Below are 24,675 nucleotides of genomic sequence, written 5' to 3' on the forward strand. Positions count from 1 at the left end.
AGGAATTGCCATTCATCCAGCGGCGTTTTCCAAGCCTTTCCGCTGCGAAACAGACAAACATCGAGCATGCCGAGAAAGATCATCAAGCGCTACATGCCGCACCCGGATGCCTTGAAGAGGCAGTGGTACCTGCGGCCGTTCAATGCGCTGTTGCATGACCCGGCATTGATCTTTCCGAATCGTCGCAACGCCAGCAAGGCGCTGGCGATTGGCCTGTTCTTCGCCTTGCTGCCGATTCCCTTCCAGATGGTAGCAGCAGCAATGGTCGCGCTGTGGCTGCGGGTAAACATCCCCATCGCCGTCGGCAGCGTCTGGCTGACCAACCCGGTCACCATGGGACCCATCTACTATGCGGAGTATCGACTTGGTGCCTGGCTGCTGGATGCGCCGACGGGTGATTGGCAGTTCGAACTGAGCTGGCGCTGGCTGACCGAGGAAGCGGCGCGCATCTGGGAACCGATGCTGGCCGGAACACTGGTGTTTGCCGTCGTTGCGGCGGGGTTGGGTTACGTCATCCTGAATCGCGTCTGGATGGTGTCAGTCATGCGGCGTTATCGTGAGCGACCGCACTTCACCAGCCTGCCCAAAGGCCTGCGAAAATACTGAAGCCTCAAGCCTGGCTGCCGGAGCGGACATGCATTCGCCCGGGACGGCCGGCGCTCATTCAACCTCGTAGCCGCTCTTTTGCAGCCAGTGAACCGCCCTCTCGTGCTGCATGAACTCTTCCACCCTGCCCTTGTGCGCCGGATCTCGATAGCGCCCGACCCAGGTGTCCTGCAGCTTCTCTTTCAATTTCGGCTGATTCACCTTGGAGAAATCCCGGGACTTCGATTCCTGGTTGAAGCGCTCCAGCACACTCCTGTCGAATCGCATGTCCAGGAACGTGGACAGCGAATCCAGCACGGACTCCGGTTCGCGAACCAGGTCTTCGTAGCGCACGATGATGTGATTCGGATGATCGAATTCCATGACGTAGGCCATGCAGTCAGCGTACAACTGCACGGAACACCAGTAGTCGTTGCCTTTTTTCGGATGATCCTTGATGACCGACGTTGCCACGTCGATGCCGTGGCGAATCGTGCTGATGAAGTAAGTGTCCGGATTCTCGATCAGCAAGCGGCCGTAATGAATGCAGTTGTCCGGTGACTTTTCCGCCCAGGCCGATTTTTCCACACCCACCGACCTGGCAAATGCTTCCATGATCCCGTCAAAAGCAGTGAAGGAATCTTCTGCCTGCATGATGCTCGCCTGGACGTCCTCCACGTCAAGTTCCAGCTTTCGAGCGAGTCGAGTCGCGACCTTCTCCGACCGGGCCTGCAGCTTGTGGAGCGGCTGGGTAAAGAAACTGGTTTCCGGACCGGAAAGGATGTCATCCGAGGAATCAAGGATGAACCTCAGCAGGGTGGAACCCGATCGAGGCAGGCCACCAATGATGATTCGCTTGTCGAACATGAAATCTCGCCTTAGAGGAGGTTGAGCAACCGGATTGTACCTAATTCATCAGGCTCTTACTGCAATTTGCGCCGGTCTCGCGGCCGAGCTCGCCGGTGTCAGCCAGCCGTGTCACCGACCAGGCGCCCGTCTTCAAGGGTCAGCATGCGATCCAGCCGGCCCGCCAGCTGGTGGTCGTGCGTTACAACGAGCAGGCTGGTGCCATGCTCGCGCTGCAATTCCATCATGAGTTCGAATACCTGTTCGCCATTCTTCGAGTCCAGGTTGCCGGTCGGCTCGTCGGCCAGCAACAGCGCCGGACGCGTTATCAGCGCGCGGGCGATCGCCGCACGCTGGCGCTCGCCACCCGAGAGTTCGCCGGGTTTGTGGGTCAGGCGATGTCCCAGCCCGACCGACGCAAGCAAGGCCTCGGCTTCATGCAAGGCGCGCGACGGCGACTCACGGCGAACCAGCAAGGGCATGGCGACGTTTTCAGCAGCCGTGAATTCGGGCAGCAGGTGATGGAACTGGTAAACGAAACCGATTTCGCGATTCCGCAGCTGGCCACGAGCCGCGTCGCCCAGGGCCGTCATTTCGCGGCCATTGATCCGCACCGAGCCCGTGGTCGGGCGATCCAGCCCGCCGAGCAAGTGCAACAGCGTGCTCTTGCCGGAGCCGGAGGCGCCTACAACGGCAGCCGACTCGCCGCGCGACAGGGACAGGCCTATGTCCGCGAGCACCTCGACATCGTTGCCGGCATCGCTGTAGGTCTTGCCCAGCGACTCGCAGCTCAGCACCGGTTCGTCTGCCTGCATGGCATTGGCAGGCGTGTCATTCATGACGCAAGGCCTCCGCAGGTTGGGTGCGCGATGCCCGCCAGGCCGGGTAGAGACCGGCCAGCATCGACATGGTGAATGCGGTGATACCGACCGTCACGACGTCGGACATCTCCATTTTCGAGGGCAGGTCCGAGATGTAGTAGACATCGTCAGGCAGCAGGTCCGTCCCGAGAAAGGACTCCAGCGCCGGGATGATGTTCTCGACATTCAGTGACAGCAACACGCCCAGTGATACGCCGATGGCCGTACCCAGCAAGCCGATGAAGGTGCCCTGCACCATGAACACGCTCATGATGGCGCGGGGGGTGGCACCAAGCGTGCGCAGGATGGCAATGTCCGACTGCTTGTCGGTCACCACCATCACCAGTGTCGAAATGATGTTGAACGCAGCAACGGCAACGATCAATGTCAGGATCACGAACATCACCGTCTTCTCGGTGGCGATGGCGCGAAAGAAATTGGCATGCTGGCGCGTCCAGTCGGACAGGTAGTAGACACCGTCCAGGTAGTCGACCAGCTCGCGGGAAATGCGTCGCGCCTGGAACATGTCGGTCAGCTTGATACGCACCCCGCTGACTTCCCCGTTCATGCCGAACAGGCGGCTGGCATCCTCGAGATTGACCAGCGCCAGGGTGGAATCGTATTCGTACATGCCGGCCTCGAATATGCCGACGACATTGAAACGGCGCATGCGCGGCATGATGCCCGCCGGGGTCACATTGCCTTGCGAAATCAACATGATGACGGAGTCACCGGGTTGCGCACCCAGCGAGTAGGCCAGGTAACGCCCGAGCACGATGTTGTATTCGCCCGGCCGCAGCTCGCTCATGCTGCCGCGAATCATCTTGCTTTCGATCTCGGAGACCTTCGCCTCCTCGCTGGGCAGCACACCGCGAACCAGCGCCCCGCTCATCCGGCCGGAGCCGTTCAACATGGCCTGGCCGGAAACATACGGGGCGGCTCCCAGCACCTCGGGATGCCGTTCCGCCGAATCGATGACAGCCTGCCAATCGGTCAGGCGCTCGCCGGAACCCGAGATGGTGGCGTGGGATGTCATGCTGAGAATGCGATTCCTGAGTTCGCCCTCGAAGCCGTTCATGACGCTGAGCACCGTGATCAGCGCCATAACGCCGACCGCTATGCCCAGCATGGAAATCAGGGAAATGACCGAAATGAAGCCATTTCGGCGCTTGGCCCGGAGATACCGGAGCCCGATAAAAAGTTCGTAGGGTCGCATCATGGTCGGCGCATTTAAGCATATTCAGGCTCGCTACACACGCACCCTTGCGGCTGGAGGGCGCGCCAATGCTGGTTATTCGAGCAATTTCGGCAAAATTCCCGCCTTCCTGACGAATTCCCCGGCAAGACCTCGTCATACTCGTCTTCGTGAGCTTGGTCACGACTTGAAGGACGAAGTCCAAGCCACGGATAAACCTGGCTTTTTGTCCTGTCGATTGACTGCTATAGTTTGCCCATAACCTCTCTGGAGACGAGTGATGTCCAAGAACTGGCTGATCCTGATGCTGGCACTGCCTTTCACCCTGGCTGCGGGCGAACCCGTAACCGACGACGCGGCCGAGCAAAGCGCGAGTGAATCGCAGGCAAGCGATGCCGAGATGGTCGAAGAAACGTCCGGCGACGTGCTGGTCATCGAGGAAGTGGATGCGAACGACGATGCCACCACCGACAGCGATGCACCGGCCCGCATGATGCGTGAGGCGGACTTCCCCACTCCGGAGCGTGGCATGACCATGGAGGCCGTGCGCGACAGCTTCGGCAGCCCGGCGAGCGAACATCCGGCCGTCGGCGAACCGCCGATCACGCGCTGGGATTACGACGGCTACAGCGTGTTTTTCGAATACGACAAGGTGCTGCACAGCGTCGTGACGCAGTAAGGCCGAAACAGGCACGCTTTACCCGACGCCCGCCACAGGCAACTGTCGCGGGCGTCGTCTTTTTTGCGCCCGCTGTCGAGCGCCACCCCTTCCGTCCTGCGTTGCTTTGACGCAGAATTCGCCTCCTTGCCGACGAGAGCGTAGAGATGAACAAGTTGCTGGCAGAGTGGGCCCCGCAATGGGGCGTCATGCTGACATGGCCGCATGCAGGTACCGACTGGTCGGACATGCTGACCGACATCGAGGCCGTTTACCTTGACCTGGCCAGTGCAATTGCTGCGCGCGAGAACCTGCTGCTCGTCGTCCAGGACGGGGCGCATCGCAAGCACGTCGCCAGCCTGCTGGCCGCTCGCAAGCTGCCCGCCAGCCGTATCCACTACGTAACCGCAGCCAGCAACGACACCTGGGCCCGGGACCATGGTCCGCTGACCGTGGCCGACAGGTCCGGCGCGCTGACCTTGATGAATTTCGTCTTCAACGGCTGGGGCAACAAATGGCCCGCCGACCAGGACAACGCGATCAACGACAGCATTGCCGGCGCTTTCAATGTCGGCATGCACTCAAGGGACTTCGTGCTCGAAGGTGGCGCCGTGGAGACCGACGGGCTTGGCACCCTGCTGACCACGAAGCGCTGCCTGCTTGCCGAAACCCGCAACCCCGACCTGGACCAGGCCGGGATCGAGCAGGTGCTGGCGCAGGAGCTCGGGCTTGATCGCGTGCTGTGGCTGGAACATGGCCATCTCGAGGGCGACGACACCGATGCGCATATCGACACCCTGGCAAGATTCGCCTCGCCGGACCATATCGTCTTCCAGGGCTGTGAGGACCCGTCGGACTCGCATTACCAGGCGCTTGCGGACATGGCTTCCGAGCTGGCAGCGTTCCGCCAGCGCAATGGCGATGCCTATCGCCTCAGCGCCCTGCCCCTGCCGAAGCCGCAGCATGATCCGGACACCGGCCGGCGCCTGCCCGCGAGCTACGCCAATTTCCTGATCATCAACGGCGCCGTGCTGCTGCCCGGCTATGCTGATGACAACGACCAGCGCGCACGCGATATCATGCAGGCCGCCTTTCCGGATCACGATATCGTGATGATCGATTGCCGCGCCGTGATTCGCGGCTTCGGGAGCCTGCACTGCCTGACCATGCAGCTGCCTGCCGGCCTGCGCTGAGAATCAACCTGGCCATCGCGAGGAACATGACATGACGAATTCGAAGACACTGACGGTCGGGCTGGTTCAACAGCGCTGCTCTGCCGATCGCGACGCCAACCTGGCCCGCAGCATCAACGGGATCAAGGAAGCAGCGAGCAAGGGCGCAGGCCTGGTCCTCCTGCAGGAACTGCATACCGGACCCTATTTCTGCCAGACGGAAGATCCGGAGGTGTTCGACCTCGCAGAGACCATTCCGGGCCCGTCGACCGACACCCTGGCCGCAGTGGCAAAGGATCTCGGTATCGTGCTGGTTACCTCGCTGTTCGAGCGGCGCGCAGCCGGCATCTACCACAATACCGCCGTGGTCCTGGAGAAGGACGGCAGCATTGCCGGCAAGTACCGCAAGATGCACATCCCCGACGATCCCGGGTATTACGAAAAGTTCTACTTCACTCCGGGCGACCTCGGCTTCGAACCCATCGACACCTCCGTGGGCAGGCTCGGCGTACTGGTCTGCTGGGACCAGTGGTATCCGGAAGCCGCTCGCCTGATGGCCCTGGCCGGGGCCGAACTGCTGCTCTACCCGACAGCCATTGGCTGGGTGGAGGAAGACCCGGTCGACGACCATGCGCGCCAGCGCGATGCCTGGATCACCAGCCAGCGCGGGCACGCCGTGGCCAACGGCCTGCCGGTACTGAGTTGCAATCGGGTCGGCAAGGAACTCGACCCCTCCGGCCACACCAGCGGGATCGAATTCTGGGGCTCGAGCTTCGTGGCAGGACCCCAGGGCGAATTCCTCGCCGAGGCGAGCATCGAGGAAGAAGAGGTGCTGGTGGTCGACATCGACCTGGCCCGCTCCGAGAACGTTCGCCGCATCTGGCCCTTCCTGCGCGACCGGCGGATCGAGGCCTATGGCGACCTGCTCAAGCGCTACCGCGACTGAAACGCGGCCGCTTCACTGGCGGGTCGCCAGGAATTCAGGCGAACTCAAGTAAGCGTGGATGGCGGCAATCTCCTCGTCATCGAAGTAGGCAAAGCGCGTCAAGGCAACCGTCTTCATCAATTTCAGCTCCTTGCCACCCTGCGCGAGCCCCTCGCGCAACAGGGTCGAGAAGTTGTCGGGTGAGTAGGCTGCCGCAACCACGAGATCCGGCGCGCGTGGACGATTCTTCCCACCGAGATCAGCACCGTGACACTCGGTGCAGGTCGTGTGGACAAGGTACTTCCCCTTCCCGACCGGATCGGAGGTCGAGGCATCGAGTGGCGGGTATTCCGGTATCACCATGCGCTCGGTCTTGAAATCTCCCAGTGCGAAGCCGAGCCGGGCCAGCGGACCGAAGGAACGCTCGCCGAAGTCACGTTCGATGCGCGGCAATGTTCGCAACCAGGCAATGACCGCTGCCACTTCCGCATCTGCCAGCTGGTGATACATGGCAGACGGCATGATGATGACGCTGCGCCCATCGTCGCGCACGCCCTGCCGTATGCTCCGATCCAGCTCGGCGACACTGCGCTCGTGGACCAGTTGCGTCAGGTTCGGCGCAGCCACGCTCGCCAGCTTCCAGTCATCGATGAACTGGCGGCCACCTGCGTCGGAACGGTGGCAACCGACACAACCGCGGGTCCTGGCAATTTTCTCGCCCAGCAGCAAGGCCTCCGGAGAGGTCGGCAAGGCCAGGTCCTGCCCCTGCACGTCGTACTTCGTGGCAATGACCCGCTGGGACAGTCCGTAGACAAGCAGCACCGCAAGCAGAGCCATTGCGAGCAGCCCGCCGCCCGACCAGCGCAGGACCTTGAAGAGCCGTGCTTTCGCCATTGCCATCATTCCCTCCCGGCGGCACATTGCCGGATGATCGATCAACCAAGCGTAGTAGAACGACTGACGGGAGGGGTGAATTCAGATCCGCGAGCGAGACACCTGCTTGCGGCGCTTGTCGCGATACATTGCCTGGTCCGCCTCCTCCAGCAAGGTCGCGAAGCTCCGACGTCCCCTGCCAGGCTCGCCCAGCGTCGAGGTGCCTGCGCTGAATTCGATGTCGTAGCTGCGGTCCTCGCCAGCATTGATGCGCGCCAGCCGACCATGAAGATCCGCGAGTGCGGATGCCAGCACCGCCGGGTCGCCAAGGGCGACAAATTCGTCCCCGCCTATCCGTGCCACGAGATCGGCCTCGGCGAAGGCCAGGCCAAGCTGCTCGGAAAACGTCATGATCAGGGAAGAGCCCGCCTCATGACCGAGGCGGTCGTTGACACGTTTCAGTCCGTCCAGGTCGAAGAACATCAGCTGCAGTTCCCGCCGGTTCCGCAATGCATCGCGAAACAAGGGCTCTCCCACCAGCTCGAGGCCACGTCGATTGCTGAGCTGGGTGAGCGAGTCCACCATCGCCAGCATGCGCAGTTCGTCCTCGTAGGAATTGATCTTGCGACCCACCCAGAACACGAACAGGAAGCCACCGGCCACCAGGAACGTTGCAGCCACCGACGCACCCTGCGCCATGCTCAGCTGGCCACCTGCAATGGCCCGCTCGACGAGAAAGATCACCAGCAGGGGCGCCAGGGTCAGGCCAGGCGCAATGAGTCGCGCCGTCCGCGAACCCGCACCCTTGCCCACTACCACCGAGAATAACGGTGACCGGACACGTCGCGTGATGGCTACGAAACTCAGGCTGGCCATGCAGAACCAGGTGGGCACGCTGACCTTGAGTGTCTCGCGGCTGCTGATGAACTCGTAGCTTCCAAACAGGTAACCACACAGGAACAGCACCAGCATCAGGAACAGGAGAAAGGTCACGGCATCGGCAAGCTTTCCCATCACGCCCGTCGCCGTCCACTCGATCCAGATCACCTGGCTGAACAGCAGCATGAAGACCGCCGTTTGCATGGACATGGTCCCTGGCAGCTCGGTCGCATCGCCCCTCGCAAGAAAGGTTTCCAGGGGGCCCGGCGCCGCGCGCCAATGGGTCAGCAGCGCGGAGCCCGCCAGCACCATCATCAACAGCAGAAGCACCCGGCCCTTGAATTTGCGCTGGCGATCCACACCCGGCTGGATCACGAGAACGGCTGAAATCCCCAGCAGGACCGACAGGGCCGTGCTGACCTTCATGTGCTCCCAGCCTGCCGGCAATCCATCCCCCACGACCGGGAACAGCCAGCCCAGCAGGACCGTGACGGACAACACGCCGCTGCAGGCCAGCATGACCCGCTTGGCGCGGATCCAGCGCGCCAGCAAGTAGGGATCCAGCCGTTGTATGGCATCCAGTTGATCGAGTTTACGCATGCTTGTCTCTCACACAGACCGGCCCGTCCTGCCGATCGCTCGCTGGTGTTCCATTTAACAATAATAATAGCCAAAGAAAACGGGATGAGGATACCGCCGACCACGATCGCCGCCATTGTACCGAAGCGTTATACTGTTCGCGCCTCGCGCCCGGCCCTGCCGGGGGCGCACTTTTGCGTTTCCCAATAAAGATAATTGACTTTAAATATCCTCTTCAGGTGATTGTTTATAATGGTATTTTTTAAAGACGGTGTCGACCTGCAGCTCCCGGCACAAGGACCAGAACAACGGGCCTGGGGCCAGCTGTACGGTGCCGCGCCGGCGCTGGCTATCGCTGAGGCGGCCCGCCACAGCGGCCGGCCCTTGCTGGTGGTCTGCTCCAGTGCCCGTGACGTCGAGCGCCTGGAGGCCGAGCTCGGTTTCCTGCTGGCCGGCAGCGAGCTGCCGGTGGTACCGCTGCCGGACTGGGAGACCCTGCCCTACGATGTCTTTTCACCGCACCAGGACATCGTTTCCCGTCGGCTCGCCACGCTGAATCGCCTGGAGACCCTGCAGCAAGGCGTCATCCTGGTGGCAGCCGGCACCCTGTTGCAGCGAATCGCGCCGCGGGAGTGGCTGGATGGCGAAAGCTTCCTGATGGACGTCGGCGACGCGATCGACCTCGAGGCCTTGAGCAGCCGGCTCGAAAGCGCTGGTTATTCCCGTGTTTCCCAGGTCATGGAGCATGGCGAGTTCGCGGTACGCGGCTCGCTGGTCGACATTTTCCCCATGGGCTCGGAGCTGCCATTTCGCCTCGACCTGTTTGATGATGAAATCGAAACCATTCGCAGTTTCGATCCGGACACCCAGCTGTCGCTGGAGAAGCTGGACAAGATCCGCCTGCTGCCAGCCCGCGAGTTCCCGCTCCACCCGGAAGCGATAAAGGCTTTCCGAACCCGCTACCGAGCGCGCTTCGAAGGCGATCCGTCGCGCAGCCAGGTCTACAAGGCCGTGACCGACGGCAATGCACCGTCAGGTGTGGAGTACTACCTGCCGCTGTTTTTCGAGCAGACATCGACATTGTTCGACTACCTGCCTGCCGCGGTGGTTGCCTGCCGCTTCGATACGGTCGATGCGGCACTGGACGAAGCCTGGGCGCAGATCGAGGACCGTTACGAGCAACGCCATGGCGATATCGAGCGCCCGCTGCTGGCGCCGGCCGAAATCGCCGTGGCGCCGGACGAAGCAAAATCGCAGCTTGCCGCGCTGCCCGGTGTCGACATCCATTCCTTCGAACTGCTGGACGCCTCGAACGGACACAATTTCGATTCCGTGCAACCCCCGGAGCTGCGTCTCAACTCCCGCCAGGAAGAACCCGCGCGCCTGCTGCTCGATTTCCTCGCTTCCTTCAATGGTGCGGGTGGCCGTGCCTTGTTCGTAGCCGAGTCGACCGGCCGGCGCGAAACCCTGCTGGACCTCCTGAAGAAGCGCAAGCTGGATCCCCAGACAGTGGCCAGCTGGCCCGAATTCCTGGCCAGCGATGCGCCGGTCGTGGTCTGCGTTGCCCCCTTGCAGGAAGGCATCCACCTGCCCCGGCAGGGCATCTCCGTCATTGCCGAGCCCCAGCTGTTCGGCGAACGCGCCCGGACCCGCAGCCGGCGCCGCGCGGTCCGCGATCCGGACACCATCATCCGCGACCTTACCGATCTCGCCGTAGGCTCGCCGGTCGTGCACGAGGAGCATGGCGTGGGCCGCTACCGCGGCCTGAAGGCACTGGATATCGGTGAAAGCCAGACCGAATTCCTGACGCTGGAGTATGCCGGCGGTGACAAGCTCTATGTGCCCGTCCATGCCCTGCACCTGATTTCGCGGTACACGGGCACATCACCGGAATCCGCACCCTTGCACCGACTGGGCTCGGAACAATGGTCGAAGGCCAAGAAGCGCGCGGCCGAAAAAGCCCGGGACGCGGCGGTCGAACTGCTCGACATCTACTCGCGACGGGCCGCCCGCAAAGGCCATCAGTACCGGCTGACGCAGGAGGACTACCAGGCGTTCTGTGATGACTTCCCCTTCGATGAAACCATCGACCAGACCGGGGCCATCAACGGCGTCGTCAAGGACATGACCTCCGCGCAACCCATGGACCGACTGGTTTGCGGGGATGTCGGTTTCGGCAAGACCGAAGTGGCAATGCGCGCAGCCTTCGTCGCCGTGCAGGGCGGCAAGCAGGTCGCCATGCTGGTGCCGACGACCCTGCTCGCACAGCAGCATTACCAGACCTTCCGAGACCGATTTGCCGACTGGCCCGTAAAGATCGGCGTGCACAGTCGTTTCCGGACGCAGAAGGAAAAGAACGCGGTATTCGACGGCATGGAGTCCGGCCAGCTGGACATCGTGGTCGGCACCCACGGACTGCTTTCGGACCAGGCACGATTCAAGGATCTCGGCCTCGTCATCATCGACGAGGAACATCGCTTTGGCGTTCGTCACAAGGAGAAGCTCAAGCGCCTGCGCGCCGAAGTCGACGTCCTGACCCTCACGGCCACGCCGATTCCGCGCACGCTCAACATGTCACTGTCCGGCATTCGCGACCTTTCCATCATCGCCACGCCGCCGATGGAACGACTGTCGGTGAAGACCTTCGTGTCGGAATGGAACGATGCATTGATCCGCGAGGCCATCCTCCGCGAGATCAAGCGCGGTGGCCAGGCCTACTTCGTGCACAACGAGGTCGAGACCATCGAGAAGTTCGCACACCGGGTACGCGAGCTCGTACCGGAAGCCGAGGTGCGTGTTGCCCATGGCCAGATGCGGGAGAGCGAACTGGAACAGGTGATGCTGGATTTCTACCACCGGCGTTTCAATGTATTGCTGGCCACCACCATCATTGAATCCGGCATCGACGTGCCCACCGCCAACACCATCGTCATCAACCGTGCCGACAAGTTCGGCCTGGCTCAGCTGCACCAGATGCGCGGCCGCGTTGGTCGCTCGCATCATCGCGCCTATGCCTACCTGCTGACGCCGCCCAAGGCCGTGCTGACAGCAGATGCGGTCAAGCGGCTGGAAGCCATCGAATCCCTTGAAGACCTGGGTGCCGGCTTTACCCTGGCAACCCACGATCTCGAAATCCGTGGAGCGGGCGAATTGCTGGGTGAAGGCCAGTCCGGCCAGATCCAGGAAGTCGGCTTCACTTTATATACCGAGCTCTTGGAGCGCGCCGTCAAGGCCCTGAAGGACGGTGAAACGCCGGATCTCGAAGCGCCGCTGGACCATGGCCCCGAGGTCGATCTCAAGGTGCCGGCCATCCTCCCGGATGACTACGTGCCCGATGTGCACATGCGCCTGGTGATGTACAAGCGCATCGCCTCGGCAGCAAGCGAAGAAGCGCTGGACGAACTGCAGGTGGAAATGATCGATCGTTTCGGCCTGCTGCCGGAGCCCGCGAAGAACCTGTTCCGGATTACCGCGCTGAAGCTGAAAGCGGCACCGCTGGGGATCCGCAAGATCGAGGCCGCCGATGGCGGTGGTCGACTTGTCTTCACCAAAAATCCTTCCATCGAGCCGCTGGAGATCATCAAGCTGGTGCAGACTCAGCCTTCCGTGTTCAAGCTGGATGGCGAGGAAAAGCTGCGCTTCAAGACCGAGCTGCTGGACCTGGACGAGCGCATCGACTTTGTCGAGCGCCTGCTTGCAACCCTGTCGCCCAGCCAGCTGGACCGTGCCAGCAATGCCTGACCGGCCTGCAGGTGCAGGCACAGCCGCCAGTCGTTACACTGCTGGTCGGCCGAACAGGCCATGTCATGCACAGAAAGAGGATGAACATTGATGTCATCGCCGTACGTACGTTCACGACCCGTAACCGGCCTCCTGGCCGTGGCCTGGATTGCCCTGCTTGCCAGCGGACCGGTGTCCGCCGGCGTGCCCGCCAGCGAGGCGGAAACCATCACCTGGTATGACGTCGAGTTCATCATCTTCCAGCAGAACAATCCGCGCAGTGACGAGACCTGGCCGGCAGATACAGGCAGCCCGGATATCGATGGCTTGCAGGCCCTGTTCGGAGAAGTCGACATGACGAGCGACGAGACGTCGCCAGCCGTCGCAGAAGACTACCTGCCCGAGGCCTACGTGCCGCTGGATGACGAGCAGTTGCAGATGCAGGGCATTGCCGACTCGCTCGCGCGTTCCTCGCGTTACACGCCGCTGCTGCACGCGGCCTGGACGCAGCCAGGCACGTCACTGGAGGACGCCAGGCCGATGCGCATCACCCTGCCCGGCGCCTTCGAGCCGGAAGACGAGCAGCTGGAAGACGAAGCGGCATCGAGCGACAACCGTTTCGAGCAGTTCCCGGTCAACGAGCGCCTGCAAAGCGTCGAAGGAGCTGGACGCGACGATGATCCGACGGATGGCGACATGGCAGAAGAGAACCAGCGACCCGATTACAAGCGCCCGCTGGATGGCTCCCTGCTGGTCTATCTCAAGACCTACCTGCATGTTCAGGCAGACCTGCTTTACCTGCCCAACGACATCAATCCGGAAATCATCAAGAACGCAACGCTGGCCACGGAAGACTACGTGCAGCAGAAAGCATCGGAACGCGACACGCGCCGCCAGGAGATTCTCGAATCGCTCGCACGTGGCGAGCTGACACTGGAGGAAGCCGAGATCCTGTCGCTGGAACCGGAAGAAGTCCTGTTCGAAGGATTCAGACTGGCCGAAAAGCGTCGCCTGCGCAGTCGCGAAATCCACTACTTCGACCATCCCCTGTACGGCATGATCCTGACCATCACGCCGCGGGAAATCGAGATCCCGCCGGACAGCGACACCGCACGGTAAGCAACTTGAAGAAAAGCCCGGCATCGCCGGGCTTTTTGCTGATCACGCTTGCGCAGCAGCCAGTCGTACTAGAGGTCCGGCAAGGCGGCCGCCAGCAACCTGCCGACCTTCTCCATGCCACTGTCCAGGTGGGCTTCGATGTCGGCATGGATATCCAACTCCCCTCGACCAGCCGCCCAGTTGACGATGACCGCACAGCAGGCGTAGGAAATGCCGAGTTCGCGCGCCAGAACGGTCTCCGGCATGCCCGTCATGCCGACCATGGCACACCCGTCGCGCTCCAGGCGGTCGACCTCGGCGCGCGTTTCCAGTCGCGGACCCTGGGCCGCTCCGTAACAGCCATCGCCGATGGCGCCAAGCTTCTCCTTCTCAGCCGCGGCAATCAGGGTGCCGCGACAATCCGGGCAGTACGGCTCGGTAAAATCCACGTGCACGACTTCGTCGAGATCGGAGTCGAAAAAGGTCTGGGCACGTTCATAGGTGTAATCGATGATCTGGTCGGGAAAGGCAATGTTGCCCGGCGCCATGTCGGCACGAATGCCGCCTACTGCGGCGACCGCCACGACCCGCTCGACGCCGATCTTGTGCAAGGCCCAGACATTGGCACGGTAATTCACCTGGTGCGGTGGAATGGTGTGGCTGTAACCATGACGGGCGAGAAAGACCACCTCCCTGCCGGCCAGCACACCATGCACCAGCGGCGCCGATGCTTCGCCATAGGGCGTTGCCACCACCTCGCGCCGCGTGACTTCGAGGTTCGGCAAGCGGGTCAACCCGGTGCCTCCGATAATCCCGATTTCGCTCATTCCTGCCATCCTCGCATTGGAAAGTCCTCACTGGTCACAGCATGTCATCCGGCAAGGCATGAATCGCCGGTAGCTGGCGAAAATGATTGCGGTAATCCATGCCGCAACCGAACACGTAGCGATCTTCCACCTCCAGTCCGACGAAATCCGCTTCGAAGCCGACATTCCTGTCATGGTCCTTGCGCGCCAGCACGGCCGTACGGACGCTGGCCGCGCCCTGCTGCCGGCAGGCCTCGACAATCAGTTTCAAGGTGACGCCCTCGTCGAGGATGTCGTCGATCAGCAGCAGCTCTCGACCTTCGAGGCCCACGGCCGGCGGCTTCAGCCACTGCAGCTGGCCACCCTGTGTTTCACCACGGTAGCGGCTGGCATGCAGGTAGTCGAGCTCGAACGGAAAGTCGAACAACGGCAGCAACCAACCGGCCGGAACCAGGCCGCCGTTCATGATCGGCATTACCAGGGTATCGACCTTCGGCTCCATGGCAGCGTTGATCGCGCCAGCCATGTCGGCAACGGCCCCGCGGACTGCCGCGGCATCGTGCAGGCAGTCGGAACGCCGCCGTACTTCCTCGAGGTGCTCGAGCGTGACAGTGCCGTTCATTGCGACGCACCCTCCGGCACCGTAGCGACCTGTGATGCCAGGTGCAGGGTTCTCGTCGGAAAGGCGATCTCGGCACCATGGCCTTCGATGATATCGCCGATCTTCAGCAGCACGTCCTGCTTCACGGCGTGGAATTCGACCCAGTTGATGGTTCGGGTCAGGCAGTAAACCATGATGTCCAGCGACGATCCGCCGAAGCTCAGGAAATTCACGATCAAGGTGCGGTCCTGGTCGATATCGGCATGCTGTTCCAGCATCTGTCGGATGTCGTCGACGATCTCCCTGATCGCGGCATAGTCATCGTAGCGAATGCCGACCGTTTCATTGATACGCCGGTTCAGCATGCGGGATGGATTCTCGACGACAATGGTCGTGAATGCGGCGTTGGGGATGTAGAGCGGTCGCTGGTCGAACGTGCGAATGCGGGTGGAGCGCCAGCCGATCTTCTCCACCGTGCCCTCGATTTCACGGTCCGGGGAACGCACCCAGTCACCGACCTTGAAAGGCTTGTCCAGGTAGATGGTAAGGCTGCCGAAGAAATTCGCCAGCATGTCGCGAGCGGCAAAGCCGACGGCAATGCCACCGACACCGCCAAAGGCAAGAATGCCGGAAATGCTGACCCCGAGGGTTTGCAGGACCACCAGGCCCGACGTGATGGCCACGGTGGCCTTCAGCAGCTTGGCAACGGCGTCGACCGCCGTCTGGTCGATATCGGAGTCGTAATGCTGCGAGTACTTCATGATGGTGCGCTCGGCGCGACCGATGAAACGCAGCACGAACCAGGTCACGATCGCAATCAGGCCAAGCTCGCGCGCCGGCTGGATGTAATCGAACAGCGCTGCGTCGGACTGTCGCGCAATGATTTCGGCGGCCAGCGAGATACCGACCAGCCAGATCAATGCCGACAATGGCTTGCGAACCGAACCGAGCAAGGCGTCGTCCCAGGGTGTGCGCGTCTTTTCGGCCTTGCGATGCATGCGATTCAGGATGACTCGCTGCACCAGCTCTGCAACCAGCGCCAGGAAGATGATGATGAATACCTGCCCTGTCAGCCCCCAGCCACCGGGAATGCTGACAAGCTCTTCAAGCCACTTCTCGACTGCCATTGCCTTGCTCCTTGATATCAGTCCTGCTGTTCACCCAGGGTCAGCTGCTGCCCACCGCTGTCCAGGCGGCCGACCGCTTGCTGCGCCGCTTGCCACTCGGCGGTACCTTGCAGTCGCTCCAGGCCGTCGCCGGTGCGACCGTGCAGTCGCGCCAGCCGCAGGGCGCTGGCCGGATCATCATGCTCGATGCCGCTGTCCAGTATCTCCAGCACGCCAGCACGATTGTTGCAGACCGGCAGCATGTCGCAGCCTGCCTCCAGGGCAAGGCGCGCACGATCTGCATAACTGCCGATGCCGACCGCACCTTCCATGCTCAGGTCATCGCAGAAGACCGCCCCCTTGAAGCCCAGCCGTCCCCGCAACTGCTCGCCAATCCAGCGACGCGAAAAACTGGCGGGCAGATCGTCGACATCCGGATAGACCACGTGGGCCATCATGATCGCCGCAATGTTGTTGGCAATCAGGCGTCGGAACGGGACCATGTCACGTTGTTCGAGATCGGCCAGGGGTCGCGTATCGACCGGCAGCACCAGGTGCGAATCGCCGGCGATGCCACCATGGCCGGGGAAATGCTTGCCCGTTGCGACCATGCCGGCCTGTTTCATGCCACGCATCCAGGCGCTGGCCAGGCGACTGACCCCGTCGACGCTGCGATGGAAGGCCCGGTCCCCGATGATGGAACTGATACCAAGATCGAGGTCGAGCACCGGCGCAAAACTGAGATCGATCCCTGCCGCCAGGCATTCGCTGGCCATCAGCCAGCCACCCCGCTCTGCCAGCGCCAGGCCATCCTTCTCGTCCTGGCGCCAGGCTTCACCGAAGGCCCGCGCGGGCGGCAACACCGTGAAGCTCTCGCGAAAGCGCTGCACCCGGCCACCTTCGTGATCGACGGTGACCAGCAAGCGCGGACTGCGCACATCGTGGATCGCCTTTACCAGGCCTTCGAGCTGCTGGATGCTCGCGAAATTCCGGGTAAACAGGATGACGCCACCGACCAGCGGGTGTTTCAGGACCCGCAGGTCCTCCTCGTCGAGTTCGTGTCCGGCAATATCAACCAGCAGTGGTCCGAGGCTCATTGCTCACCCACGCGGTCGAATCGTCTCTCGTGGATGATGACCGGGCAACCAACGGGCACGAAATCGAACAGCTCGACCACATCCGCGTTGCGCATGCGGATGCAGCCATGGGAGGCGGGCTCGCCCATCGGCTCGGAATCCGGCGTACCGTGAATGTAGATATAGCGCTGGCGGGAATCGACAGCACCTCCCCGGTTGAAGCCGTCTTCCGTGCCCTCGAGCCAGAGTATGCGTGTCAGGATCCAGTCGCGATCGGGATGCGCAATGGCAAGCTCCGGGGACCAGGTCTCTCCCGTTGCGGCGCGCCCGACGAACACGGCATTGAGCGGTGCATCGCCACCGAACTTCTCGGCCACACGGTGCCGTCCTCGCGGCGTGCAGAAGCTGCCATCCTGTTCACCGGCGCCATTGCGGGCCGTGGACACGGGATAGCTCGCGATTTCCTCGCCACCACTCTCGACACTGAGACGCTGGCTGGCGATATCGACATGCAATTCGAGGTCAGGTCTCATGCTTCCGCGTCCGTCGTCCATTCATCGTAAGGCCGCCTGGCCAAAGCCGTATTGTAATAGCGATAGTCGTCACTGACCTCTCTGCCGATCCATTCCGGCAGGCTGACCACATGATCGGCCGTCGGAAGCTCCAGTTCAGCGACTGTCAGGCCGGCATTGCGCCCCTGGAAGACGTCGATCTCGAAATACAGGCCTTCCCATGGCACCCAGTAGCGAACTTTCTCGATCAAGGGTTGCAGGCAGAGCTCGTCCAGCATGGCCACCGCATCCGGTACCGGAATGCCGTATTCGAACTCTGTCCTGGTGGTTCCTTCCTCCGCGCTCTTTATATTGAGAAAGGCTTCGTCACCCGCCAGCCGAATACGGACCGAGGCGCGCTCGCCATTCTCCCGCGGCTGGTTGAAGTATCCCTGCCGCATGAAGGCCTCGCGCTCGACCAGCTGGCGCCAGGCATCGCCGGTCACCAGGAACTTGCGCTCGATCTCGGTCGCCATGCTCAGGCCACCTCGCGACGGAACAGCGCAATCGACTCGACATGGGCCGTGTGCGGGAACATGTCCATGACACCCGCCTTGACCAGGCGATAGCCCTTCTCGTTGACCAGGATGCCCGCATCCCTTGCCAGCGAACCCGGGTGGCAGGACACGTACAGGATGGTGTCGGCGGCAAAGCGCTCGACCGAATGGCAGACGGCCTCGGCGCCGGCCCGCGGCGGGTCCAGCACCAGCACGTCGTACTGCCTGCGAGCCCATTCGAAATCCTCGATCGGCTCGAACAGGTTGGCGACGTGGAAATCGACATTACCGAGTCCATTGGCGCGAGCATTGTCACGCGCCCGGTTCACCAGGCCATCGTCTCCCTCGACACCGGTGACGGTGGCTGCGTGGCGCGCCAGTGGCAGGGTGAAATTGCCCAGGCCGCAGAACAGGTCCAGTACCGACTCGGTACCCTGCAGCTCGAGCAAACCCAGCGCATGCGCCACCATGGCATTGTTCAACGACGCATTGACCTGGATGAAGTCGCTCGGCAGGAACTCGAATGCCAGTGACTCGGCCGGTATCGAATAGCGCAATGGCGTATCGGCATCCGGCTCCAGTGGCACGATGGTATCCGGCCCCTTGGACTGGAGATAGAAGCGGATACCATGTTCGCGCCCGAAATCGGCCAGCTTCGACAGGTCGTCCTCAGTCAAGGGATCCAGGTGGCGAACGACTACGGCCGTGGCATTTTCGGCGACCGACACCTCGAGCTGCGGAATGCGGTCCGGGATGGACAGTGCACCGATCAGCTCGCCAAAGTCCGTCAGCTTCTCGCCGATCTCCGGGGCAATCACCTTGCAGCTTTCCAGCTCCGCAATGAAAGGCGCATGGCGCTCGCGAAAGCCCACCAGGACCTTGCCCTTCTTCTTCACCCACTTGACCCCCAGGCGAGCCCGGCGTCGATAACCCCATTGATCCGCGATCAGGGGTTCGAGCCAGCTCTCCGGGTCGACCTTGCCGAGGCGCTCGAAATTGTCAGCCAGGACTTTCTGCTTGGCATCGATCTGCGCAGCGGGCGCGAGGTGCTGCAGGCTGCAACCACCGCAGACGCCGAAATGCGGGCATTCCGGTTCGACGCGGTCAGGCGACGGGTTTTCGATTTCGGTCGCCTCGCCTTCGTCGAAGCGCCGGTGTTTCTTGCGACGAACAAAGGTCACGGTCTCGCCCGGCAGCGCACCGCTCACGAAAACCGTCTTGCCGCCCTCGATACGGGCAACACCCCGGCCGTCATGGCTGAGGTCCTCGATCACCTCGGTGAACACTTTCGGCTGGCGCGGTGCCCCGTCCGAGGCACGATTCGTTGCTGGTTTGCGCGGCATCAGTCGCTCATCCCTTCCCAGGTGGCCAGGAACTCGTCGAAGTGCGGCTTGCCTTCTCCCTGCAACCATTCCTTCAGGAGACCCTGGCGCGCGGCCTCCTCGGCCGACGACAATTTGCCGCGCATGCGCTCGAAGCGCAGGTAGACCAGGTAGGTATTCAAGACATCCGTTTCACAGTAATCACGGATCGCCTGCAGATCGCCACCCAGCCAGGTATCCATGACCTTGGAGCCATCCATGCCGAGCTTGCCCGGGAACCCGCACAGCATGGCGACCTGGTCCAGCTTGGCATTGGCTCGCATCTGGAAGCCGGCGAGCACATCCATGAGGTCGAGGTGCCGCCAGTGAAAACGGCTCTGGTAATTGTTCCATTTGAAATCACGGTCCTCGTCACCGACCTCCCAGTAACGCGGGGCGGCGATACCATGCACCATGGCACGGTAGTGCAGCACCGGCAGGTCGAAACCCGAACCGTTCCAGCTGACCAGGTCCGGCGTAAAGCGGTCGATACCATCGAAGAAACGGGTCACCAGCTCCGCTTCGCCTGCGTCCTGCTCGCCCAGCGACCAGACCTTGACGCTGTCATGACTGGCCATGACGCAGGAAATCGCGACGACCCTGTGCAGGTGATGTGGCAGGAACTCGTGGCCGGTCTGTTGCCGCCGCAGATGCAGCATGGCCTTGCCGACCTCGGCATCATCCAGTCCCTCCAGGTCATGAATCTTGCGACCCGCCTCGAAATCCGGAACCGTTTCGATATCGAAAACCAGAACGCCCATGCTTCCTCCTCTTGGCAGGCAGGAAGTCTACCAGATGGCCTCGGCCCGCCACGACTCCTGCCACGCGCTTTGACCTTCCCCTTCTAAGGCGGCATATTCGTCGCTGGGGACTGTGCACGATGACCTGGGGGCGATACATGGAGGGCGAAAGCGAGCTGCTGGCAGCCGTAAAGGGGCTGGACCCGACCGTCCAGCAAATGCTGGCAGAAGACCTGCCGATCCAGCTGGGGGCAGCAAAAACGGCCTTTGCCGCCAACGACTCGCAGGCCGCGATCGATGCCGTCCACGGCCTGGCGGGTACCGCCGCCTTCTGCAAGTTCCCCGCCCTCAAGGAAGTGGCCGACGCCACCGAATCCGATTTGCATGCCGGAACCAGCCCCGCAGCGCTCGCTGACAGCCTCCATGCGCTGGAACGTTCGGTCACGGACATCCTTGACCTCCTGAGCGGAAACTCGCATGACTGACATCCGCTGGGTCGCTTTGCTGCTGGGCCTCAGCCTGTTGCAGGCATTTCCCGCGGACGCGGCAGATGGCGATGACGCCAGCATTCATCCGCTGTTCTTCGAACGTGTCGGCATTCCCTTGCTTGAGACCCGCACCCCGGTACACAAGACCTTCGAAGACAGTGTCGGGCGCCTCTGGATCGGCATGGAAGATCGCCTCGCAATGTACGACGGCAGCGAGCTCGTCTACTTCGAATCCTCGGCAGAGTCCGATGGCAGCCTGGAAAGCGATTTCATCCGGGCCATCGCCGAATCCCCCGAGGGCGAGATCTGGGTCGGCACCTGGGGTGGCGGCGTGCATCGGTTCGACGACAGCACCGACCGCTTTGTCCGCATCGATCCCGTGCTCGCACCGGCGGTACCGGAGTTCGACAACCGTATCTGGTCGATGACCTTCGATCGCAATGGAAAACTCTGGATCGGTACGTTCACCAGCGGGTTGTTCCAGCTGGACACGCAAAGCCTGGCGCTGAAACCGCTGCGCCAATGGGGCAGCGGCACGGCCATGCGTGGCAATCGGGTAAACCGGGTGGTTCCCGACAGCCAGGGAAACATCTGGGCCACCATGTCCAATACAGAGATCGTGGTGTTCGACCCGGATACCGAGGCCCTGCTTGGCAGGATGCCGTGGCCGCAGGGCGAACAACCCGTTACCGAGGACATGCAGCTGCTCGACGATGGCCGCATGGCAATCGCTTTCGAATCATCCATCTACATCCAGGAGCCCGACCAGCCGTTTGGAAACTGGCAGAAGATTGCCAGCAATCCGCTGGCCAACGGTACGGATTTCTACCGGGCACTCGCCGACATCGGCGATGGTCGACTGCTGGTAATGTTGAATGGCGGCATGAGCCAGGTCTACGACAGGGACTACCGCCTCCTCTACACGGCAACACCTGCCAGGGCCGTACCCTTCAAGATCCCGCCGACCACTGTCTGGGACGCGACCGTGCTTGCGTCCGGCGACTTGCTGCTTGGCACCGGGGACGGAGTCTGGATGCGGCCAGCCGTTGCCGAGCGCTTCCGCCTGGTATCGATGCTTGGCGATTCGCCCGACCAGCCCACGGACAGCCGTGCGATTGCGCACGCGGCCGATCGGCTGTGGATCAGCAACGCCAATCGATTGCTGGAAATCCCCGTGAGCCTCCAGGCCGGACGCTGGGCAGTCACCGGCCCGGTAACCGTGCATCAGCCCTCCGATTTCTTCATCAACGACATTCTCGTCCACGAGAACCGGCTGTTTGTCGCCACGGTGGACTCGATCGAAACGCTGGATCTCGAGACCGGCCAGTGGTCCAGGCCCGATGACGCCCGCGGTGGCAGCTACTCGCCAACGATCATCGATGGCGACATCTGGTTCGGCTCGCTGGAGCGCGGTATCGGCCGCTTGCGTGCCGACGATGGATTCTCGGCATTCGAACGCATGCCGCTTCCCGGTGGTGACGTACGAGTCAATCGCCGCTTCATCAACCTGACAAACGTAGACCAGACGATATGGCTGAGCTCGTTCGCCGGCATGGCGCGATTCGATCGACAGCAATGGAAATACCGGCCGGTATCGGCAGACAGCCAGATTGCATCCGAACTCTACAAGCGCACCGTCGCCAACATCATCGCCCTGGGCAGGCAATTGCTGCTGGTCACCGATGCCGGGCTGATGCTGGCCGAGCATGACGATACCGGCATAACTGCCATCGAGACAGTCAGCCTGGCTGACAGCGAGCAGGCCTTGCAGGAGTCCTTTCTGGACGGCATCCGTACCAGCAGCGGAGAGCTGGTGATTGCCAGCGCCTCGCAGATCATTCGGCTGAACGACAGGCTCGAGGTGATCGAACGGATATCGGCGAATAGCGGCTTCCCCTCCGTGGGTATCTATACCGGCGGTCTGGGCGACATCGGAAATGGCTGGATCGGGCTCGGCGGCACGCGCGTTCCGGCACTGTTTCGCATCGATGACGACGTTCACCGGTTCATGCCGCCCTCCCTGTACCTTGGCGACATCGAGAGCATAAGATCGGATGGCACGCTCCGCTGGCCACGCGACCGGGAGCTGCGCTTCGAGCCCGAGGACATTATCCTGCGTTTCAATTTCGGCTTGCAGGACCTGCATACACCACTCAGCAACCGCTACAGTTTCAAGCTCGAGGGTTTCAGCAATGAGTGGGTGGATATTGGCCGTCGCCGGGAAATCACCCTGACCAGCCTGGATCCGGACAGCTACCGATTGCACATCCGCGGCGCGGACGGTTCCGGCCATGTCGCCAATGCCAGGCTGGATTTCGTCGTCCTTCCGCACTGGTGGCAGACATGGTGGGCTTACACCGGTTATGCCCTCGCCCTGTTTGCACTGCTTTACTTCTACTGGTCCAAACTGCAAAGCCGGCTGGAACGGGAACGGCGCATCTCCGCCAACTTGCGGGAAGCCGACCAGATCAAGTCGCACTTCCTGAGCGAGCTCGAAGCAAGAGTCGAGGAGTCCACTCGCGACCTGCGCCTTGCCGTCGAGGCACTGGAAATCAAGAATGTGGAGCTCGCGGCCGCACAGGAACGCGCCAATGATGCCAGCCGTCTCAAGAGCGAGTTCCTGGCCAACATGAGCCATGAAATCCGCACACCGCTCAACGGCATCCTCGGTTTCATCGGCCTGCTCAAGAAGACACCGCTGGACGATGCCCAGGGCGAATACGTGCGGACCATCGATCACTCGAGCAGCGCCCTGCTGAATGTCGTCGACGACGTGCTCGACCTTTCGAAAATCGAAGCAGGCAAGCTGACCATCGACGAAGTGGGTTTCAACGCGCGCGAAGTCTTCGCGGACATCATGGAAATGATGGCGCCGATTGCCTACCAGAAGAACATCGACCTGATCGGCATTTCGGACAGCTCGGTTCCTGTCGGTTTGCGTGGCGACCCGAACCGTTTCAGGCAAGTGGCCATCAACCTGATCAGCAATGCCATCAAGTACACGCACTCCGGATATGTCCTGATTCGTGCCCGCTACTCCGATGGCGTGCTCGATGCATCGATCCAGGACACCGGCCCCGGCATTTCGAAGGAAGTGCAGGACCGCCTCTTCCAGTCATTCGAACGCGGTGACCTGACCACCGGTCGTCCGGAGCAAGGCACCGGCCTCGGCCTCGTCATTTCGAAGAAGATCATTACGGCAATGGGCGGCGAGATCACGCTGGAATCGGAGCTGGGCAAGGGTACGACCGTACATTTCAAGGCGCCGATCAAGATCGACCGCAATCCGGAAGCCAGTTACCGCTTCGGAAACCCTCTCGAGGGGCTGACGGTGCGCCTGCATGCCAGTTCGCAGCTCATGAAGGAAGCGCTGGAAAACCGTCTTGTGAATCTCGGTGCGAGCGTTGTCGAAGAGAACCCCCAGCTGGAGGCGGTCCTGCTGGGTCGCATGGACCTGACCAGCAATACCGTTCGAGAACAGCTGGCGTCGGGACTCGACCCTGATCTGCCCCGCATCGGCTTTGCTGCCAGCGTCGATCGCTCCGAGCTGGCGGAACTGGACGAGGCACATGGCTTCCGCTGGCTGCCTTTCATCGCAAGCCACAAGCTGCAGGTGAAAGCCATGCTGCAGGTGGTCAGGGGTACCGAGCGGCCGACAGGCCCGACCGATGGCAGTACAACGCCGTTCGAGGGGCTCTCCATCCTGGTCGCCGACGACAATCGCATCAATCGGCACTTCCTGAGAATCCTGCTCGAAAAGCTCGGTGCGCGCGTCGCGGAGACTGTCAACGGGGCAGAGACGATCGAAGCAATCCGCAGGGCCACACCCGATTGCGTGCTGCTGGACATCCACATGCCCGACATGAATGGCATAGAGGTTGCCAGCCAGGTTCGCAAGGAAGGCTTCAAACGACTGCCATTGATTGCCGTCAGCGCGAATATCCGCCAGAGCACCAAGCAGTCCGCATCGGAAGCCGGAATCAACGCTTACCTGTTGAAGCCGGTCGAGGAAAAGGAGCTGGTCGCGCTGATCAGGGAGTGGTGCGGCCTGCATTGAAG

At 62.0% G+C, this 24,675-nt stretch carries 21 protein-coding genes; 8 read left to right on the forward strand and 13 right to left on the reverse strand.

The features are described 5' to 3' along the window. The first annotated feature begins 66 nt into the window (after positions 1-66). Positions 67-606, forward strand: coding sequence for a DUF2062 domain-containing protein (locus R3217_01700; protein MDX1454147.1), 540 nt, complete (start codon positions 67-69; stop codon positions 604-606). Between the two features lie 54 nt (positions 607-660). Here R3217_01700 and R3217_01705 read toward each other — a convergent pair whose 3' ends face one another. The 3 genes from R3217_01705 to R3217_01715 form a co-directional block, all read right to left on the reverse strand. Further along, positions 661-1,452, reverse strand: a complete 792-nt coding sequence (locus R3217_01705; protein ID MDX1454148.1) for a sulfotransferase — start codon at positions 1,450-1,452, stop codon at positions 661-663. Between the two features lie 98 nt (positions 1,453-1,550). After that, positions 1,551-2,270, reverse strand: coding sequence for a lipoprotein-releasing ABC transporter ATP-binding protein LolD (lolD, locus tag R3217_01710; protein ID MDX1454149.1), 720 nt, complete (start codon positions 2,268-2,270; stop codon positions 1,551-1,553). Next, a complete protein-coding gene (locus R3217_01715; GenBank protein MDX1454150.1) occupies positions 2,263-3,510 on the reverse strand; it encodes a lipoprotein-releasing ABC transporter permease subunit in 1,248 nt (415 codons plus the stop codon). Before R3217_01715 ends, lolD begins: the two co-directional genes overlap by 8 nt. Before the next feature lie 256 nt (positions 3,511-3,766). On the opposite strand from R3217_01715, the gene R3217_01720 reads away from it, so the two are divergent. The 3 genes from R3217_01720 to R3217_01730 all read left to right on the forward strand — a co-directional run bounded on the left by R3217_01720 (position 3,767) and on the right by R3217_01730 (position 6,262). Continuing rightward, positions 3,767-4,165, forward strand: a complete 399-nt coding sequence (locus tag R3217_01720; protein ID MDX1454151.1) for a hypothetical protein — start codon at positions 3,767-3,769, stop codon at positions 4,163-4,165. A gap of 146 nt (positions 4,166-4,311) precedes the next feature. After that, positions 4,312-5,337 carry an agmatine deiminase family protein gene (locus R3217_01725; protein ID MDX1454152.1) on the forward strand — a complete coding sequence of 342 codons (1,026 nt, stop codon included), beginning with the start codon at positions 4,312-4,314 and terminating at the stop codon, positions 5,335-5,337. A 31-nt stretch (positions 5,338-5,368) separates the two neighbouring features. Then, entirely contained in the window at positions 5,369-6,262 is an 894-nt protein-coding gene (locus tag R3217_01730; GenBank protein MDX1454153.1) for a carbon-nitrogen hydrolase, read from the forward strand. 12 nt (positions 6,263-6,274) lie between these two features. Here the strand turns inward: R3217_01730 and R3217_01735 are convergent, their stop codons facing one another. Both R3217_01735 and R3217_01740 read right to left on the reverse strand, forming a co-directional pair. Then, positions 6,275-7,135 (reverse strand): cytochrome c, encoded by an 861-nt coding sequence (locus R3217_01735; GenBank protein MDX1454154.1) that lies wholly within the window; start codon positions 7,133-7,135, stop codon positions 6,275-6,277. Between the two features lie 81 nt (positions 7,136-7,216). After that, positions 7,217-8,593 (reverse strand): GGDEF domain-containing protein, encoded by a 1,377-nt coding sequence (locus R3217_01740; protein MDX1454155.1) that lies wholly within the window; start codon positions 8,591-8,593, stop codon positions 7,217-7,219. 231 nt (positions 8,594-8,824) lie between these two features. On the opposite strand from R3217_01740, the gene mfd reads away from it, so the two are divergent. Next, positions 8,825-12,313, forward strand: a complete 3,489-nt coding sequence (gene mfd / locus R3217_01745) for a transcription-repair coupling factor (GenBank protein ID MDX1454156.1) — start codon at positions 8,825-8,827, stop codon at positions 12,311-12,313. 90 nt (positions 12,314-12,403) lie between these two features. Beyond that, positions 12,404-13,411, forward strand: a complete 1,008-nt coding sequence (locus R3217_01750; protein ID MDX1454157.1) for a CsiV family protein — start codon at positions 12,404-12,406, stop codon at positions 13,409-13,411. Between the two features lie 68 nt (positions 13,412-13,479). Here the strand turns inward: R3217_01750 and R3217_01755 are convergent, their stop codons facing one another. Genes R3217_01755 through R3217_01790 form a run of 8 tightly spaced genes read right to left on the reverse strand, consistent with a single transcriptional unit; the run spans position 13,480 to position 20,149 of the window. Next, the gene (locus R3217_01755; GenBank protein MDX1454158.1) at positions 13,480-14,217 is read right to left on the reverse strand and encodes an S-methyl-5'-thioinosine phosphorylase; all 738 of its coding nucleotides are present in this window, start codon (positions 14,215-14,217) and stop codon (positions 13,480-13,482) included. Between the two features lie 34 nt (positions 14,218-14,251). After that, complete coding sequence (locus tag R3217_01760) at positions 14,252-14,818, reverse strand: hypoxanthine-guanine phosphoribosyltransferase (GenBank protein MDX1454159.1); 567 nt, start codon at positions 14,816-14,818, stop codon at positions 14,252-14,254. Then, positions 14,815-15,924 carry a mechanosensitive ion channel family protein gene (locus R3217_01765; protein ID MDX1454160.1) on the reverse strand — a complete coding sequence of 370 codons (1,110 nt, stop codon included), beginning with the start codon at positions 15,922-15,924 and terminating at the stop codon, positions 14,815-14,817. The genes R3217_01760 and R3217_01765 overlap by 4 nt, the downstream gene beginning before the upstream one ends. 17 nt (positions 15,925-15,941) lie before the next feature. Then, positions 15,942-17,000, reverse strand: a complete 1,059-nt coding sequence (nagZ, locus tag R3217_01770) for a beta-N-acetylhexosaminidase (protein MDX1454161.1) — start codon at positions 16,998-17,000, stop codon at positions 15,942-15,944. Then, positions 16,997-17,512, reverse strand: a complete 516-nt coding sequence (locus tag R3217_01775) for a L,D-transpeptidase (protein MDX1454162.1) — start codon at positions 17,510-17,512, stop codon at positions 16,997-16,999. Before R3217_01775 ends, nagZ begins: the two co-directional genes overlap by 4 nt. Then, positions 17,509-18,006 carry a CYTH domain-containing protein gene (locus R3217_01780; protein ID MDX1454163.1) on the reverse strand — a complete coding sequence of 166 codons (498 nt, stop codon included), beginning with the start codon at positions 18,004-18,006 and terminating at the stop codon, positions 17,509-17,511. Before R3217_01780 ends, R3217_01775 begins: the two co-directional genes overlap by 4 nt. Positions 18,007-18,008: 2 nt before the next feature. Continuing rightward, positions 18,009-19,370, reverse strand: a complete 1,362-nt coding sequence (gene rlmD / locus R3217_01785; protein MDX1454164.1) for a 23S rRNA (uracil(1939)-C(5))-methyltransferase RlmD — start codon at positions 19,368-19,370, stop codon at positions 18,009-18,011. After that, a complete protein-coding gene (locus R3217_01790; GenBank protein MDX1454165.1) occupies positions 19,370-20,149 on the reverse strand; it encodes a 3'-5' exonuclease in 780 nt (259 codons plus the stop codon). Before R3217_01790 ends, rlmD begins: the two co-directional genes overlap by 1 nt. 119 nt (positions 20,150-20,268) lie before the next feature. Between R3217_01790 and R3217_01795 the strand changes: the two genes are divergently transcribed. After that, on the forward strand, positions 20,269-20,613 hold the full coding sequence (locus R3217_01795) for an Hpt domain-containing protein (protein MDX1454166.1): 345 nt from the start codon (positions 20,269-20,271) through the stop codon (positions 20,611-20,613). Further along, a complete protein-coding gene (locus R3217_01800) occupies positions 20,606-24,673 on the forward strand; it encodes a response regulator (GenBank protein ID MDX1454167.1) in 4,068 nt (1,355 codons plus the stop codon). Before R3217_01795 ends, R3217_01800 begins: the two co-directional genes overlap by 8 nt. Positions 24,674-24,675: the final 2 nt, after the last annotated feature.

The organism is Gammaproteobacteria bacterium, from assembly GCA_033720895.1.
Classification (GTDB): Bacteria; Pseudomonadota; Gammaproteobacteria; order Natronospirales; family JAJUFS01; genus JAWWBS01.